This window comes from Odoribacter splanchnicus DSM 20712, assembly GCF_000190535.1.
GTDB lineage: Bacteria > Bacteroidota > Bacteroidia > Bacteroidales > Marinifilaceae > Odoribacter > Odoribacter splanchnicus.
On sequence record NC_015160.1, the window covers coordinates 563,275 to 578,706 of the forward strand.

Below are 15,432 nucleotides of genomic sequence, written 5' to 3' on the forward strand. Positions count from 1 at the left end.
ATGAAAAAGATATTTTTTCTTCTTGCTTCAGTGATCCTGTTAGCATGTAGTGAGAATGAACGGATGGTATACGATGAGCATATGCACGATATCTATTATTCCATTGTGACAGATACCCGGGATAGTCTGTATGTTTCCTTGCTGATGGCCGATCAGATTCTGGAGACGACCGTAGATGTGAAGATGTTGGGAAATGTATTGACCAAGCCGCAGAAATTTAAAGTCGAGGTGGTCGGGGAGAGAACGGATGCCAAAGAAGGTATACATTATGAAAAACTTCCTGAATTCTATGAGTTCCCGGCCGGAGAATTTATTTATAAAATGCCTGTGCGGTTGATTAAGGGGGATGCGGCTATTAAACAGAAACCGGTGACTCTTACGTTGAGGCTGGTTGCTACCGGTGATCTGGGTGTGGCCTATGCCGATAAGTCCGAGATTCGTCTGCTCATTGCCGATATGTTGAAAAAGCCTGAGGGAGAAGGCTATTATGGAGATATGACTGCGTTTAAGAAATTATTCGGCGAATATTCCCAAAAAAAGCATATGATGATCATCGAAATGACCGGACATGATTTTTGGGAAGATACCTATGGTAGTGGAAACGGTAATTATGGCATTTATTACGAGGAAGATTATTACACTCCCTATGCCAGAAAACTGTATAAGATCATTACCGGGAGTGAAATCAGGGATGAAACCGGTAAAGTGATGCAAGGATGGAATGTACCTTAGTCTATGGGTTGTTAATTAAAAAAGAAGATAGCTATGAAAAAATTGAAATATATAGGAATATTATTTTTGTTGATCCTGTTCTCTTGTGTGGATGATGAATCCAGATACGGAGATATCGATATCGATGAGATTAAAATTGAGGGGATCAAAGATTATCAGGAGATCGAAGTGGGAGGGAAATTGACCATCGCTCCGGTAGTGACGACAAAGTTCGGCGAAAAATCGGATCTTTCCTATGTGTGGTATAAATACAATGAAGAACAGTCTGTCGCCGATACCTTGTCTTTTGAAAAAAATCTGGATGTGGTGATCTCAGATGTTTTACCGGGGGTGAAAACTACTTTAAAATTTAAAGTGACCGACAATAAAACCGGTGTTTATGTGATCGAAGAATCCAGTTTTACCACTATCGGTAAATATTCAGGAGGCACCCTGATGTTATGTAAAACCAGTGGAGAGTATGATCTGGTGATGTTAAAGAAAGACGGTACCACCCTATACGAAAAGATCTATACTCAAATCAATGAGGGAGAGAAACTCAGTGAGCAGTCCCGAAAAATCATCCTGATCAAACCTTATGCCCGTAACCCGAGACCTTATAAGGCAGTCGTCGTTACTGCAAAAAATAATACGGGAGGCGTATATCTCGATCCCGATTTGTTTGTGCGGAAGGCTTATATGAAAGAGAAATTCTTTTCGGGTGAAGACCTGACCGGAGACATCGGGATCGACGGTTATTGTACGGACCAGGGGAGTGATTATCTGGTGGTGAATGGGAAAGTACACGGGCGGGCCTATGGTTTTGAGGAAACAGCCGTATGGAATCCGGAAATTGTATTTTTGTCGGCTCCTCAGGATTATTCGGCAGCACTTTATGTTGCACAGCCGACAGGCTATCCGTTTTATGCCGCTCCCTTATTTTATGATAACCTGCACGGACGTTTTATGATCAACCAAAGCGGTGGGTATTTTAGTTTTATCGGTGGGGCGAATTCCGATTTTTCGAAATTTGATCCCAAAGCAATGGGAGAAGGGGTAGAATTGGTACTTTCAGGGAGTATGAATTCGACTCTGAATGAAGTATGGGCGTTGATGAGAGATAAAAATAAGAATGAATATTTTTTGATTACCTATAAATTTATTTTTAATGACGACTGGACGTATGATTTTATCTCTCTGTCAAAGCAGGTATTAACCGGAGCAGCCTATCCCGGATTATACAACGCTACGGCGATGATACCCGGAAACAAGGCCGAGGTAGACAATTACATGCCTTGGCATATGGATTCGAAAGGAATTTCGGATATCTTTTTCTATGTCAGCGATGATAAAGTTTATGCTTTTAATGTGAAAACGGCTTCTGAGGGAGTGATTATCGACGGTACGAAAGAGCATTATGCGATCGATGGGGTAGATTGTACGGAAGTAGCTGCTCCGACGACAGAGAATCCGAATGCTACCATGATACAGTTGACTATAGCCATTAAAGACGGGAATATTCCGGCTCCGAATGGGGGAATTGCTGTTTATAAATTGAATAATATCGGTGGACTTGCAGCACAAAAACTTTATACCAAAGCAGGATTTTGTGATGAGGTGGTAGCGACGGTGGAAAAACAAGATTAATATATGAAAGTGATGAAAATAATAAACTTAATCATTGGAATAGCATGCCTGTTAGGGGCATGCCATTCCAATCGCATGCGGATTGAAGGAGAAATCGGAGATATAAAGGAAAATAAGATCTATCTCGGGGAAATAACGAATACCTATTATGGGTTGTTCGATCCGATCGATTCGGCTGAAATTGAAGAGGGTAAATTTACTTTTACGGTAGATTGTGCGAAAAAACAAATGCTCTTTCTGGGATTCAGGCCCGGACAAGGAGGAATGGTATTTGCCGAGGCCGGTAATCTGAAGGTAAAACCTGCAACTGTTAAGAAGGGAGGAGTGGTATGGGAAGTTTCCGGGTCTGTCTTAAATGATAAGTATCGGGATTTTCTGAAAGCCTGTGCCGTTGTCAGAAACGATCGGTTGCTGGATTCGTTGGATGCCTTGTTTTTTACTGCCCGCGACCGGGAGGACCGGGAGGAAATGGCCCGGATCAAAGAGGAGTCTATGCCTTATTATGAGCAGGCACAGATGGCCGAAGATCAGTTGGTAAGACAAACGGTTGACGGAAATATGGAGAATCCGTTCGGAATTTATTTGTACTACAGTAAATTATTCGGACGGAAAGATTTCTCTACTAAAGAAAATATCGGTGCGGAAAGGGAATACCAGAAAAATTTTGGACCGGAAGCTCAGCAGACTCCTTATATCGCTTTGATGAACGCTCAGCTCGACCGTTATGCGGGATGTGCTATCGGTGCTGTCGCCCCGGAGATTACCGGCCGGGATACGCTGGGTAATCCGATCAAATTAAGTGATTTCAGAGGTAAATATGTTATTGTGGATTTTTGGGATTCTTATTGTCATTGGTGTCGCGAAGAAACACCGTGGCTGAGAAAAGCATTGGAAGCTTTTAAGGGAAAAAATTTTACCATTTTAGGCGTATCGGATGACCGGAAGAAAGAGTTGTGGCTGGCAGCTATCAAAGAAGATCATAGTAACTGGGATCATTTGTTATTGCCTCCAAAAACGGATATTTTTACGACTTATTGCATCAAGGGAATCCCTCACCTTATTTTAGTGGGGCCGGACGGGAAAATACTGGCAAAGGAAATGCGGCATGAAGAATTGACCGACGTGCCGGCTAAGTTTATAAAGTGAACAGATAGGAGTTTATAGACCGATTTAATTCCCCCTTTTTCCAATGCTCCGTTTTTTCATATTTATAGTAGGTTTATTTTTTCTTTCTATTCCGATTCCAGGTTTTGTGCCATCGGACCGGTTCGCCTGGACCGGTCCGTTAAGGCTTTCCTTCACTGACCGGCGGAACTCCTCACTTCGTTCGTCAAACACCACCGCTCGGCCGTTCGGAAAACCTAACCGGACCCTCGTTCCTGCTCCAATGGTCCCCGAACACGAACACCGAAGACGAATAAGTAACGACAGAATAATTCTAGGTTTTTCTGTTAAAGCCGGAAAATTTCGATAACCCTTTTCTTTTATAGGATATCTCCCGTAGAAAATACCTATTTTTGTTTAGAGAATAAATAAAAAAGCGGAGACATGTTTTATAAGCAAAACGGAATTGTTGCCGGAATATTGTTGTTGATCTTATTTGCCGGAGCTATCGGCTTAGTCAGTGTACAGATGGACAAGACGGTGAATCGGATGCATTATTCAGTGGTGGAAGAGATGGGGGAGTACCGGACGGAACTGATCCGGCAGGATTTCCAAAAGACGGCAGAGCTGGTTGAAAGTATGCAGGATTATTTGGCGACACGGGGCTATCAGAAGGAACAATTCGAAGAGTTGATTGCCTTATTGATCCGACAGGATAATAAGGTGAGCCGAATTTGGTTCGAAACGGAAGGGAAAAGAACGATTTGTACCGATTCCGGTATACGGGAGAGTGAAGCCGGACCTTCAAAGGAAAGAAATGGAGGGTTGTATGCCGAAGATTCCACTTATTACTGGACGTTATACGGGCGGCAGGGGGAGGTGGCATTGGGGATCGATATCGCTTTGGATCATTTACATGCTTATTTTTCAAACTTATTACCTGCGGGGAAGAACTATGCTTATATCCTGAACGACTCCGGGGTAATTGTCGCCCATCCCGAAGAAAAATGGCTGGGGATGCGGCTCCTCGATTCGCTTGAAAGAAGAAGGGTAAAACAGGTCGTCGGGGAGAATAAGCGGATCCATGTTACCGGTTTTTCGCAGTTTTTACTCTTGCCTGTCGATAAGATTTATTATCCGCTCACGGTGGGGACAGAGAAATGTACGGTCGTCATTAACGTGGTGCAATTGGATAATCAGGAAGCTATGGCCGATTTCCATCGGTATGCTTTGTGGATAGTCGTGTTTACAGTCGTGATTTTTATTGTTTTGCTTGCTTATTCCCAACGGCGGTGGCGGAAAGAATACGATTTACGGCAAAAGGCCGAACAGGAAGCCATCCGGCTGAATTTGCAACAATTGAAAAATCAACTCAATCCTCATTTTTTATTCAATGCTTTGAATTCTTTGAGTGCCTTGATCACTACCGACCCCGGAGTAGCCCGGAAATTTATATTGGAAATGTCGAAAGTGTATCGTTATGTGCTGGAAAAACGGAAAGAAAACCTGAGTAAATTAGAAGAAGAGGTTGAATTTATCCGCCACTATTATTTTCTCCAAAAAATACGTTTCGGGGAACAATTGAATCTGCACCTGGCCGATAATTTGACAACGGTAAACGGGAGGATTCCGGCGATGAGTCTGCAATTGATTTTCGAAAATGCACTTAAGTACAATGAAATTACTCATAGATATCCTTTGGATATCGATATTTATGCGGAAGTTGGAGCGGTGATTGTAGAAAATTCCTATCATCCCCGGACCGATATGCCGGAGGCATCTTTCGGAGTCGGCATGGAGAGTATTCAGGAAATTTATCGTTATTATGCTGACGTTCAGCCGGAATATGAGATAAAGGAAGGGAAATTTATCTGCCGCTTACCTTTGGTTGAATAATTCACTCCTTTTTTATCGTGTTTCATACTTTTATTCGGGGGATTCATTCTGGTTTTTTTTCATTTTATAAAAAATCCCGATAATATTGTAAACTGCATAAATATCGATGAATATTGAATAAACTATATGATGAAAACCAGAACAAATTTAATTGTAGCGTTATTCGCACTCTGTTTTACCGGAACAGTCTCCGATGCTTATGCCTGGGGATGGCATAAAAGAAAATCCGTAAAAAATGATTCGGTCGTAACTTCTGAAAGTAAATACGATGAGTTGGTGAAGAAGGCAAAGACGCGGGAAGGTATGTTTCGTATTCATCAGGTAGAGAAGGATTGGTATTTCGAGATCGACGATTCGTTGATGAACCGTGATCTCCTGATTGTCAATAAAGTTTCCGGTGTACCTTATCAATTGAACGATGCCGGTTTAAATAAAGGGATGGCTTACGAAGATAAGCTGATCCGTTTTCATAAAGATACAGTGCTTAATAAAGTGTGGGTGACAACGTGGAATCCCCGTGTCAGTGTGCCCGAGGGGGATGCTATAGCCCTTTCGGTGAAGGACAACTATCGTGAAGCTGTGATCGAACAGTTTCCGATAGAAGCCTTCAAGTCCGATTCTTCTGCCGTCTTGATCAAGGTGAATAAAGTTTTCGACGGAAGTGAGAAGAGCTTTAACGATTTATACAATAGTATTTCTTTGGGAGCTTCTGTGAAAAAAGAATTGTCCCGGATCGGAGGTATGAAAGCTTTTCCTCAGAATATTGTAGTAAAAGCTTTTCTGACAACCCAGATTACGGAAGGTACCGAGTCGGTACCCTTGACAGTCGAAACGACAACGAATATCGTATTGTTGCCGAAGGTGCCGATGACTCCGCGTTTTGCAGACCGGAGAGTCGGATTTTTTACGACTCCTCACATTTATTTCAATGACAAACAACAGGCGGTGGAAACCCGTGATTTTGTACATCGCTGGCGGCTGGAACCGAAACCGGAGGATATAGAGAAATACAAACGGGGCGAGTTGGTAGAACCGGCCAAACCGATTGTATTTTATATCGACCCGGCAACTCCCGCTCAATGGAGGGAGGAGATTAAAGCCGGTGTTTTTGATTGGCAGGAAGCTTTTGAAGCTGCCGGTTTTAAAAATGCGGTTGTAGCGAAGGATGCTCCGACCGATGATCCTGATTTCGATATCGACGATGCGCGTTATTCGGTGATTACCTATGCGGCCTCGCAGCAAGCGAATGCCATGGGACCTTCTGTGGTCGATCCCCGTTCGGGAGAGATTATCGAAGCCGATGTCGTTTGGTGGCATAATGTGATGACAATGTTACATACCTGGATGCGGGTACAGACCGGGCCTATCGATCCCCGGGCCAGAGCGAATACTTTCGACGATGCTTATATGGCGAGTGCTATCCGTTTTGTATCTTCCCATGAAGTGGGACATACGTTCGGATTGAAACATAATATGGGAGCTTCTTCGTCTTTTCCGGTAGATTCGTTGCGCTCGAAGACCTTCACAGCAAGGATGGGCGGGACGGCTAGTTCGATCATGGATTATGCCCGTTTTAATTACGTGGCCCAACCCGAAGATGAGGTAGAACGAATTACGCCGGTGATCGGGGTATATGATAAATTTGCGATAAATTGGGCTTATCGTTGGCTGGATGTAAAGGATCCGCACGAAGAATTACCTGTACTCAATCAATGGATTACGAAACATTCCGGAGACAGGATGTATTGGTACGGCGAACAACAGGACCCTAAAGATCCGATCGATCCCCGTTCTCAGGATGAGGACCTCGGTGACGATGTGATCAAGGCTAATCGCTACGGTATACAAAATCTGAAACGGATTGTGCCGAATATTGTAGCATGGACCGAAGCAGAAGGACGAGGTTATCTGGAAGCGGGAAAATTATTGATGGCAGTGATCAATCAATGGAAAATGTATGCCGGACATGTAACTGCGAATGTCGGAGGTTTCTATATCAACAATCCGGTGATGGGAGATGATCTGGAACGCTATGTACCGGTAGAGAAAGAACGGCAGAAAGAAGCGGTGAAATATTTATCCGAAGAAGTATTTACCGTTCCTGAATGGTTGTTTGCTGCCGATGTCTGGAAGAAGAGTTTTCCCGTTCGTATTTCCCCCCAGGAAGTAGAATATTCACCTTATAATACTGCCCGGGAATTACAGTATGCCTGTTTTTATGATTTATTGAAAGACGATCGGCTGATGCGGATGTACGAGGCCGAAGCGATGAAGGGAAAGAAAAATGTGTATACACCCGAAGAAATGTTTGCCGATTTATACCAGGTGGTTTTCAAGGGATCCTTACAGGGACGTAATTTGTCTTTGTATGAAAGGATGACCCAAAAGAATTTTATCGATGCTATCATTGTCAGTTCCAATAAAGCGGTGGAAAAAACGACCAAAAAAGCTTTGCATACCGGTTATTGTTGTGGTTTTGCAGCCCGGGAAGCTGCTTTCACGCTCCCCGAACAGCCTGAAACCCGGCTTAGCAATATGCAATATTCTTCTATGGGACGGGTTTCCGAGGCTGTATCGGTGAAGAGAGGAGTTATGTTACAGGTATTAAAATTGGCAGAAAGAAACCGGAATGCAGGAAATGCGGAAACCCGGCAACATTATGAAGATTTGGTTGTGCGGATTAAAGAGGCTTTGAATATAAGATAACATACAAACCTAAATAATAAATATAAATGCGTAAACTATTGATCTTAATAACATTGTGCCTGCCTGTGGTGGTGTGGGCACAGGATATGCGGAAGATTACCGGGCGAGTGCTCGAGGCTGCGAGCGGTGAACCTCTCCCCGGTGCTACGGTTTTTATCGATCCGGATGCTCCTGAAGCTAAAGAATATAATCCTGCGGGGACAGTGACGGATGTAAGCGGAAAATTCGAATTGACCTTGCCTGCTTCGATTCGTTATGTGGTGGTGAGTTTTATCGGATACGAGGCTTTAAAAGCGGATATATCGGGAAAGACCGAATTTACTTTCCGCCTGAAGGAAGAAGTGAGTCAGTTGGATGAAGTGGTCGTTACGGGATATCAGCAGATAGAAAAGCGGAAAGTTACTTCGGCTATTACTACTGTACAGGCAGACGATATTAAAAGTATCGGAGTGGCCAGTATCGATCAGATGCTGGAAGGACAGGTGGCCGGTTTGATGTCGACACCGACGAACGGTGCGCCCGGAGCTCCCGCTAAAATGCGGATCCGGAGTACGGTTTCTCTGTCGGGGAGTACCGATCCGTTGTGGGTACTCGACGGTATGATCCTGGAAGGAAACGATATACCCAAGGATTTTGGAGATAAGGATAATATCGATGAACTGCAGAATACTTCGATCGGCGGGGTCAATCCCGCAGATATCGAGAGCATCACTATATTGAAAGATGCGGCAGCTACAGCTATTTATGGAGCTAAGGCCGCTAACGGGGTGATTGTGATTACGACGAAAAAGGGCCGGCAGGGAAAACTACGGGTGAATTTTTCCGGTGGGGTATTCTATACATTGAAACCTGATTTGGGCAAACTGAATCTGATGAATTCGTCTGAGAAAGTGGACTTCGAGTTGGGATTGGCTTCCCGTTCCGATCTGGATTACCGGAGCGACTATGGTGAAGTGTCCCGTCTGCTGTCAAAATACGGGCAATTGGATGCTTTGAGGGAAAATGGGTTCAACGGTATTTCTTCCGAGGCACAGGGGGCTATCGATGCTTTGCGCGGACAAACTACCGATTGGGGGGATGTGATCTACCGGAATGCAGTCAACCAACAGTATAACCTGAGCATTTCAGGAGGATCGGATAAGGCGACTTATTATTTTTCTGGCGGATATTACAATGAGCAGGGGACGACCCGTAAAACCGGTTTCGAACGCTACAACCTGACTTTGAAAACCGATTTCGATCTGGCTAAAAACCTGAAGGCCGGCGTTTCTCTTTTTTTGAACGACAGTAAGAAAAACGGTTACCTGACGGATGGGGATGCTTTTATCAATCCCGCCAATTATTCACGTAATGCCAATCCTTACTTGCAGCTGACCGATGAAAAAGGAGATTATATTTATGACCCTGATATCGAAGGATATAGTGGCCGTTATGTGAAATTCAATTACCTGGAAGAGGTGGACAATACGGATTATACGCTGAAAAATCGCTCTATAAAGCCTTTGTTTACTTTAGATTACAGGCTGACCGACTGGCTAAAACTACAAACTCAGTTTTCTATGCAGCTGGATCATTCTGCGACAGAAAAGGTGGCGGCTAAAGAAACTTATTATGTTCGTAAATATCGCGAAAAAACAAGAGGGAACGATGGTAGTTATTTTTTGCCCGACGGAGGAATTATACAGAATTCTACCAAAGATATGAATCAATATCATTGGAAATTGCAAGGTGAGTTCAATCAGGTGTTCGGAGAAGTACATGCTGTCAATTATATGGCCGGTATAGAATTACGTCGCAGCAAGGTGACAGACCTGATGACCCGTGGATTCGGTTATGATCCGAATTCGTTGACTACGAAGCCTTTGGTATTTCCTGAAGGAAGTACCCAGATAGATAATGCCGAATTTAAACAGTATAGTAAATCGTTCACGGAGGACCGTTTCCTTTCTGTCTACATGACCGGTTCGTATACTTATAATAACCGTTACACTTTCTTCGGAAGTTTACGGTATGACGGTTCCAATATGTTCGGAGTAGACCGGAAGTACAAATACTTGCCTTTATGGGCTGTTTCCGGTGCCTGGAATATCAACCGGGAGGCATTTTTGAGCGATGCCGACTGGTTGTCCGATCTGAAACTGAGAGCTTCCTATGGGGTCCAGGGAAATGTCGATAAAGATACCTCTCCATTGGTTGTCGGGGAATGGGACAATACCCAGGTTTTACCGGACAATTCCGAGTCCAATATTATCGTATCGTCTCCCCCTAACCAATATTTGCGTTGGGAAAAAACCACCAACTGGAACGGGGGACTCGATGTGGCGGTGCTCGGTAACCGGATCGCGTTTACAGCCGATGTTTACAGACGGGTGAGTGATGATTTGATCGGTATGAGGAGCTTGCCGGGAGAGAACGGTTTCGATTATTCGACCATGAACTGGGCGAAATTGACCAACCGGGGATACGAATTATCTCTGTCTACAGTAAATGTGAAAACAAAGGATTTCCGGTGGGTGATGGATTTTAATCTGGCGCATAATAAGAGTAAGATCAATCGGCTCAATGTCAGGGATAATTCCTATGAACCTTCACGCGAAGGCTATTCTGTCGGTGCTGTATTTTCGCTGAAGACCGCAGGGCTGGATGAAAATGGATTGCAGATGTTTTATAATAAACAGGGGGAAAAGGTTTCTTTCAATGACTTTTTCGGTCTGGAATACGGTTATATGATGGGAGGCCTGATTCCTTTCCTGAAAAGTAACCTGAGTGCAGAAGAATATCGTAATTTATTTACCTACGAAGGTACGACCGAACCGAAATTTACCGGTGGCTGGATCAATCGGTTTTATTACAAGAATTTCGATTTGACCGTATCGGCTTCTTTTGTGTTGGATCAGACCGTGCAGGAACAACCTTTCTATAATCCGGTACAGACTTCACCGGGACAGAATTATTCCCGCCGGATGTCACAGATTTGGTCTCCGGATAATACCTCCGGTAAATATCCCCGTATCATGGGTACTTATACCGAAGGGGAGGAGAATTGGGCTTATCAGTGGCTCGGTATGCTCGATCCCGGTAATTCTTACCGGAAATACGACTACTGGTTCAAGAAGATGAGTTATATGCGCATCAATAGTATACGTTTAGGATATACTTTTCCCGAGCGGCTTTTAGGACATATCGGTTTTTCCTCTGCACGCATCAGCTTTGAAGCCCGTAATCCTTTTGTGTTCGGTAGTAGCTATAAAGGTTATTTCGATCCGGAAACCTATGGGAATATTTATACCCAGCCGTTGGCGAAGACCTTTTCTTGTGGAATCGATTTGACATTTTAACTCTAAATATAAAAATATGAAACGAATATATATCCTATTGATCGCTGTCTTTTCACTGGGAATGGGAGGATGTAATTATGTCGATGTCGATCCTGTCGGAAAGGTGATTCCGGATGAAGTTTCGGAATATCGGGCCCTTCTGACTACGGCTTATAGTACCTATCCCCAATACCGCCGCTATCTGATGGTACGTTCCGATGAAGTATTTCCGGATTTGTATGGGTTGTCTTACGATAATTACATTGACTTGGCCACTTTGAACGATGAGAATCCGGATCCTTTAACCGAGACTTATCCCTGGACGGCTATGTATAATATGATTTTTTATGCCAATACGGTTATCGAAGGAGTGATGGAGGCCAGGGCGGATGTCACGACGGATTCCCGCGAGCAATTGCTGGCTGAAGCCTATTGTCTCCGGGCTTTTGTTCACTTCGATTTAATCAATCTGTATGCCAAATGGTATGATCCGGCTACTGCGGCAACAGATAAAGCCGTTCCGCTTTCTTTAAAGATCGATATCGGACAGTCGTTTATACCTACTACTGTGGAAAAGGTATATGAACAGGTGTTCGCCGATTTGCAGGAAGCGGAGAAATATATGCAGGTGGAGCAACAGACGGGTGCTTATCTGTACCGGTTTTCGAAGAAAGCGCTGAAAGCCTTCCAGGCCAGGGTATATCTTTATCATCAGGATTGGAAACAGGCTCAGGAGACAGCCGAAAGTCTGCTGGCGGCTTGTCCGCTGGAGGATCTGACGACTACCGAAGCCCAACCTTGGACTTATACGTCGAAAGAAGCGATACTTGCTTTGGAAACGGTATCCAGTACCGTAATGAAAGAAGATATGTACGTATTGGATAATATCAGCGGAAAATTTAATCAGATAAAAGAGGGAGATGAATATGTAGATGCCCGGCTGGGAAATTATTTGGTCGATAAATACGGAACCTGGTATTGTAATAAAGGAGGGAATAAGAATGAGAAGGTCACTTTCCGGAGTGCAGAGCTTTGGCTGATTGCTGCCGAAGCTGCTGCTCACCGCGAAGGACAACTGCCGGCAGCCAAAGAATATCTGTTGACCTTGCTTCAGAAGCGTCTGGCTGAAAGTTATTATAACGAACGGAAAGCAGAGATCGAAACCATGAATCAGGAACAATTGTTGGCCGATATCATGGAGGAAAGGGCCCGGGAACTGGTATTCGAAGGACATCGCTGGTTCGATCTTCGTAGAACAACCCGCCCGGAGGTTATAAAAAACTATATGGATGCCGATTGGAATTCGCTTACGGTTACGATCCGGCAGGACGATCCCAAGTATATTATTCCTTATCCGAAAGAAGCGATTCAGAATAATCCGGAATTGAATAATTAGGGTTGAGTTGAAACGGTAACAACGGATAAAACGGTAACAACAGTAAAAATGGTAAAGAAATACGGTTGTTACCGTTTTTTTTATAAAATAAAAAACTTTGATTTGGCAGGCAAGTCCTTTTTTCGTATTTTCGGGCGATCCTATATTTCAATATGACTGCAATTATTATTGAAGATGAAGCTTTGGCTGCCCGTGAATTGGAAAGTATTCTGAAAAAGTTGGCACCGGAAATAGAAATCGTTGCCCGTCAGGATTCTGTACGGGGAAGTGTACAATGGCTGAAAGAAAATCAGGTAGATTTGATTTTCAGCGATGTTCATTTGGGAGATGGACGTAGTTTCGATATTTTCGGACAAGTAGAGATCAAAGCTCCTGTCATTTTTATTACCGCTTATGATGAATATGCTTTGCAGGCTTTCAAGAGCCAGGGAATAGATTACATCCTGAAACCTTTTGACGAAGAGGAAATACTGCGGGCGTTGGAAAAAGTGCGGAATTGGTTTGCAAAAGAAAAGAAAGCACCCCGGACGGTCCGATTTCAGGAGCGCTTTTTGGTGCAGATCGGAACGAAGATCAAATCCGTACCGGTGGCAGAAGTCGCTTATTTTATGGCCGATGGAAAATACCTGATGTTATATACCCATGAAGGGGGAGGGTATATCCTCGATCAGACGATGGCTGCACTCGAAGAACGCCTGGATCCCCAAATCTTTTTTCGGATCAACCGGAAGTTTATAGTGAGCTTTTCTGCTATCAAAGAAATGATCCGTTATTCCAACAACCGCATAAAAATCGGTTTATCTCCTTTGCCTCCTGAAAATATAGAAGCTATCGTCAGTGCCGACCGCATTCGCGAGTTCCGGGACTGGTTGAACCGCTAAAAGTTATTCAGCGACACAATAACAAAAAGATCCCGGATAATGAATTTTCATCCGGGATCTTTTTGTTATTGCTGGAAGGGAGATTATTTCCCATTGATTTCGTCCAGAATCTCCTGTATCTGTTCCTGGCAACCGCCACAACCGGTTCCTGCGTTCGTCGCTTCGCCTACTTCTTCGACGGTTTTTAATCCTTTTTCACGAATTGCATTTTCAATTTCTTCTCTGCTTACTTCAAAGCAGTGGCAAATAATTTCACTCATAGTCTTTCCATTTTATTGATTCATATTACTTTTCATTCGTTTGAATGAATGCGGTAAATTTAAAGTAATTTTCTAAAAATGGCAGAATATATTCAATCATATCTTTTTATGAGGATATAGATTTGAATTATATTGAAGCAGTTCCATCCCGTTTAAATATCAGGAAGAGCATTTAAAATCTTTTCGGCGTCTGGTGAAGAAGGGCGGACTGCTTTGGGGTTGATAATCTTGCCATCCGGGTCAATAAGAATGAAATGAGGGATACCGTCGATATTATAATCCCGTTGGAATTGACTCCCTCGCCCAAGCAAAAGTTGAACGCCGGAGAGTTCTCCCGATTTGACTGTTTCTTCCCATGCTGCCTTATCCTCGTCGGTGGAAAGACCGAGGAAGGTGATGTTTTTCCCTTCCATTTTCTTTTCCAGTTCTATCAAATAGGGCATTTCTCTTTTACAGGGACCGCACCAGGTCGCCCACATGTCGATATACAGATATTTCCCTTTGAAATCCTTCAAGGAGTAAGTTTTACCGTTAATGTCCTTGGCCTGGAAGTCCGGGGAAAGTTTGCCGGTAACGGCAATGTTCCGTTTGTCATACTCTGTTTTATAGGCAGTCCGTAGAGTCGGGTCAGTCACGTAAGTATTGTAAATATTTTCCAGTTCGGTGATATGGTTAATACCGTTCTTTATCTGTCTGATGGCAATCTCGTTCAGAAGAGATTGTTTTAGCTTGTCATTTTTGAAATGTTGGGCGATATATTTCATCCGGGCAACATTTTTATTGTAGATGCCGGAGATTTCTTTATCCTTGCTTCCAAGCACAAGAGCAGCCTCTATAATAAATTCCCTGTAAATGTCAAGGTCAATCAGACTTTCGTCTTCCTGTACGTATTTTTCCAATGTTGAATAATATTCCTCATTCGGGCGATAAGTTGTGTCGAACATGATATGTCCCATGGGATACATAACCAAACTGATCAGATATGAATACTTGATTCGTCCCTCCTCCAGTTTTGCAAATTCGGGATTTACCGCTTCCAGTTTCCGGGCTTTCAATAAATTGGCTGCCTCGTCTGTCTTCTCGTTGACAAGACTGACAATCTCCTTTAGTGAGCGCTCGTATTCGGGGGGGATTATCGGGTTGTAAGTGATAGAATTGAGGTATTCTATTACCGGAGTGTTTTTTCCTTCGAATTTCATGCTGTCCTTAAAATTGTTGGCATCAAAAGAAATTGTGACACGATCGCCTTTCTGGAAAAAAACATTTTTGGCTTCCTCGCCATAAAACAGACGGGCGTATATCATATTCCCCTGTAATGTACAGCTGGCTTTTCCGTGTTTATCCAGATCCGTTTCCTTGATCATTTCCGGGCTGACAACAATGGCAATTTTGGAATAGGTCATGTTTTGCACGTTGAAGTCTACGACGATATCGTCGTTGTTTTGCTGTGAACAAGAGCAAACGACCGAGAGTAAAATAATAAATATAAAGTTTCTCATTTTAAAGTGTATATG

10 protein-coding genes are annotated in these 15,432 nt (G+C 43.5%); 8 read left to right on the plus strand and 2 right to left on the minus strand.

Going from position 1 to position 15,432, the window contains the following annotated elements; all coding sequences use genetic code 11:
• From ODOSP_RS02350 to ODOSP_RS02385, 8 genes are all read left to right on the plus strand, one after another.
• On the plus strand, positions 1-732 hold the full coding sequence (locus ODOSP_RS02350; RefSeq protein ID WP_013610808.1) for a DUF4843 domain-containing protein: 732 nt from the start codon (positions 1-3) through the stop codon (positions 730-732).
• A gap of 33 nt (positions 733-765) precedes the next feature.
• Entirely contained in the window at positions 766-2,358 is a 1,593-nt protein-coding gene (locus ODOSP_RS02355; protein ID WP_013610809.1) for a PKD-like family lipoprotein, read from the plus strand.
• Between the two features lie 12 nt (positions 2,359-2,370).
• A complete protein-coding gene (locus ODOSP_RS02360) occupies positions 2,371-3,504 on the plus strand; it encodes a TlpA disulfide reductase family protein (protein WP_013610810.1) in 1,134 nt (377 codons plus the stop codon).
• Between the two features lie 402 nt (positions 3,505-3,906).
• Positions 3,907-5,358, plus strand: coding sequence for a histidine kinase (locus ODOSP_RS02365; protein ID WP_013610811.1), 1,452 nt, complete (start codon positions 3,907-3,909; stop codon positions 5,356-5,358).
• A gap of 129 nt (positions 5,359-5,487) precedes the next feature.
• Entirely contained in the window at positions 5,488-8,064 is a 2,577-nt protein-coding gene (locus ODOSP_RS02370) for a zinc-dependent metalloprotease (protein ID WP_013610812.1), read from the plus strand.
• A gap of 26 nt (positions 8,065-8,090) precedes the next feature.
• On the plus strand, positions 8,091-11,402 hold the full coding sequence (locus ODOSP_RS02375) for a SusC/RagA family TonB-linked outer membrane protein (RefSeq protein ID WP_013610813.1): 3,312 nt from the start codon (positions 8,091-8,093) through the stop codon (positions 11,400-11,402).
• A gap of 16 nt (positions 11,403-11,418) precedes the next feature.
• Entirely contained in the window at positions 11,419-12,777 is a 1,359-nt protein-coding gene (locus ODOSP_RS02380) for a RagB/SusD family nutrient uptake outer membrane protein (protein ID WP_013610814.1), read from the plus strand.
• A 152-nt stretch (positions 12,778-12,929) separates the two neighbouring features.
• Positions 12,930-13,658, plus strand: coding sequence for a LytR/AlgR family response regulator transcription factor (locus ODOSP_RS02385; protein WP_013610815.1), 729 nt, complete (start codon positions 12,930-12,932; stop codon positions 13,656-13,658).
• 83 nt (positions 13,659-13,741) lie between these two features.
• Here ODOSP_RS02385 and ODOSP_RS02390 read toward each other — a convergent pair whose 3' ends face one another.
• A complete protein-coding gene (locus tag ODOSP_RS02390) occupies positions 13,742-13,918 on the minus strand; it encodes a (2Fe-2S)-binding protein (protein ID WP_013610816.1) in 177 nt (58 codons plus the stop codon).
• 152 nt (positions 13,919-14,070) lie between these two features.
• On the minus strand, positions 14,071-15,417 hold the full coding sequence (locus ODOSP_RS02395; protein ID WP_013610817.1) for a TlpA family protein disulfide reductase: 1,347 nt from the start codon (positions 15,415-15,417) through the stop codon (positions 14,071-14,073).
• Between the last annotated feature and the right edge of the window lie 15 nt (positions 15,418-15,432).

What these genes read in the sequence shown, in the direction of transcription:
- ODOSP_RS02390 (WP_013610816.1), bottom strand. Translation starts at nt 13,918, where the DNA reads ATGAGTGAAATTATTTGCCACTGCTTTGAAGTAAGCAGAGAAGAAATT.
- ODOSP_RS02380 (WP_013610814.1), top strand. Translation starts at nt 11,419, where the DNA reads ATGAAACGAATATATATCCTATTGATCGCTGTCTTTTCACTGGGAATG.
- ODOSP_RS02360 (WP_013610810.1), top strand. Translation starts at nt 2,371, where the DNA reads ATGAAAATAATAAACTTAATCATTGGAATAGCATGCCTGTTAGGGGCA.
- ODOSP_RS02375 (WP_013610813.1), top strand. Translation starts at nt 8,091, where the DNA reads ATGCGTAAACTATTGATCTTAATAACATTGTGCCTGCCTGTGGTGGTG.
- ODOSP_RS02355 (WP_013610809.1), top strand. Translation starts at nt 766, where the DNA reads ATGAAAAAATTGAAATATATAGGAATATTATTTTTGTTGATCCTGTTC.
- ODOSP_RS02370 (WP_013610812.1), top strand. Translation starts at nt 5,488, where the DNA reads ATGAAAACCAGAACAAATTTAATTGTAGCGTTATTCGCACTCTGTTTT.
- ODOSP_RS02365 (WP_013610811.1), top strand. Translation starts at nt 3,907, where the DNA reads ATGTTTTATAAGCAAAACGGAATTGTTGCCGGAATATTGTTGTTGATC.
- ODOSP_RS02385 (WP_013610815.1), top strand. Translation starts at nt 12,930, where the DNA reads ATGACTGCAATTATTATTGAAGATGAAGCTTTGGCTGCCCGTGAATTG.
- ODOSP_RS02395 (WP_013610817.1), bottom strand. Translation starts at nt 15,417, where the DNA reads ATGAGAAACTTTATATTTATTATTTTACTCTCGGTCGTTTGCTCTTGT.
- ODOSP_RS02350 (WP_013610808.1), top strand. Translation starts at nt 1, where the DNA reads ATGAAAAAGATATTTTTTCTTCTTGCTTCAGTGATCCTGTTAGCATGT.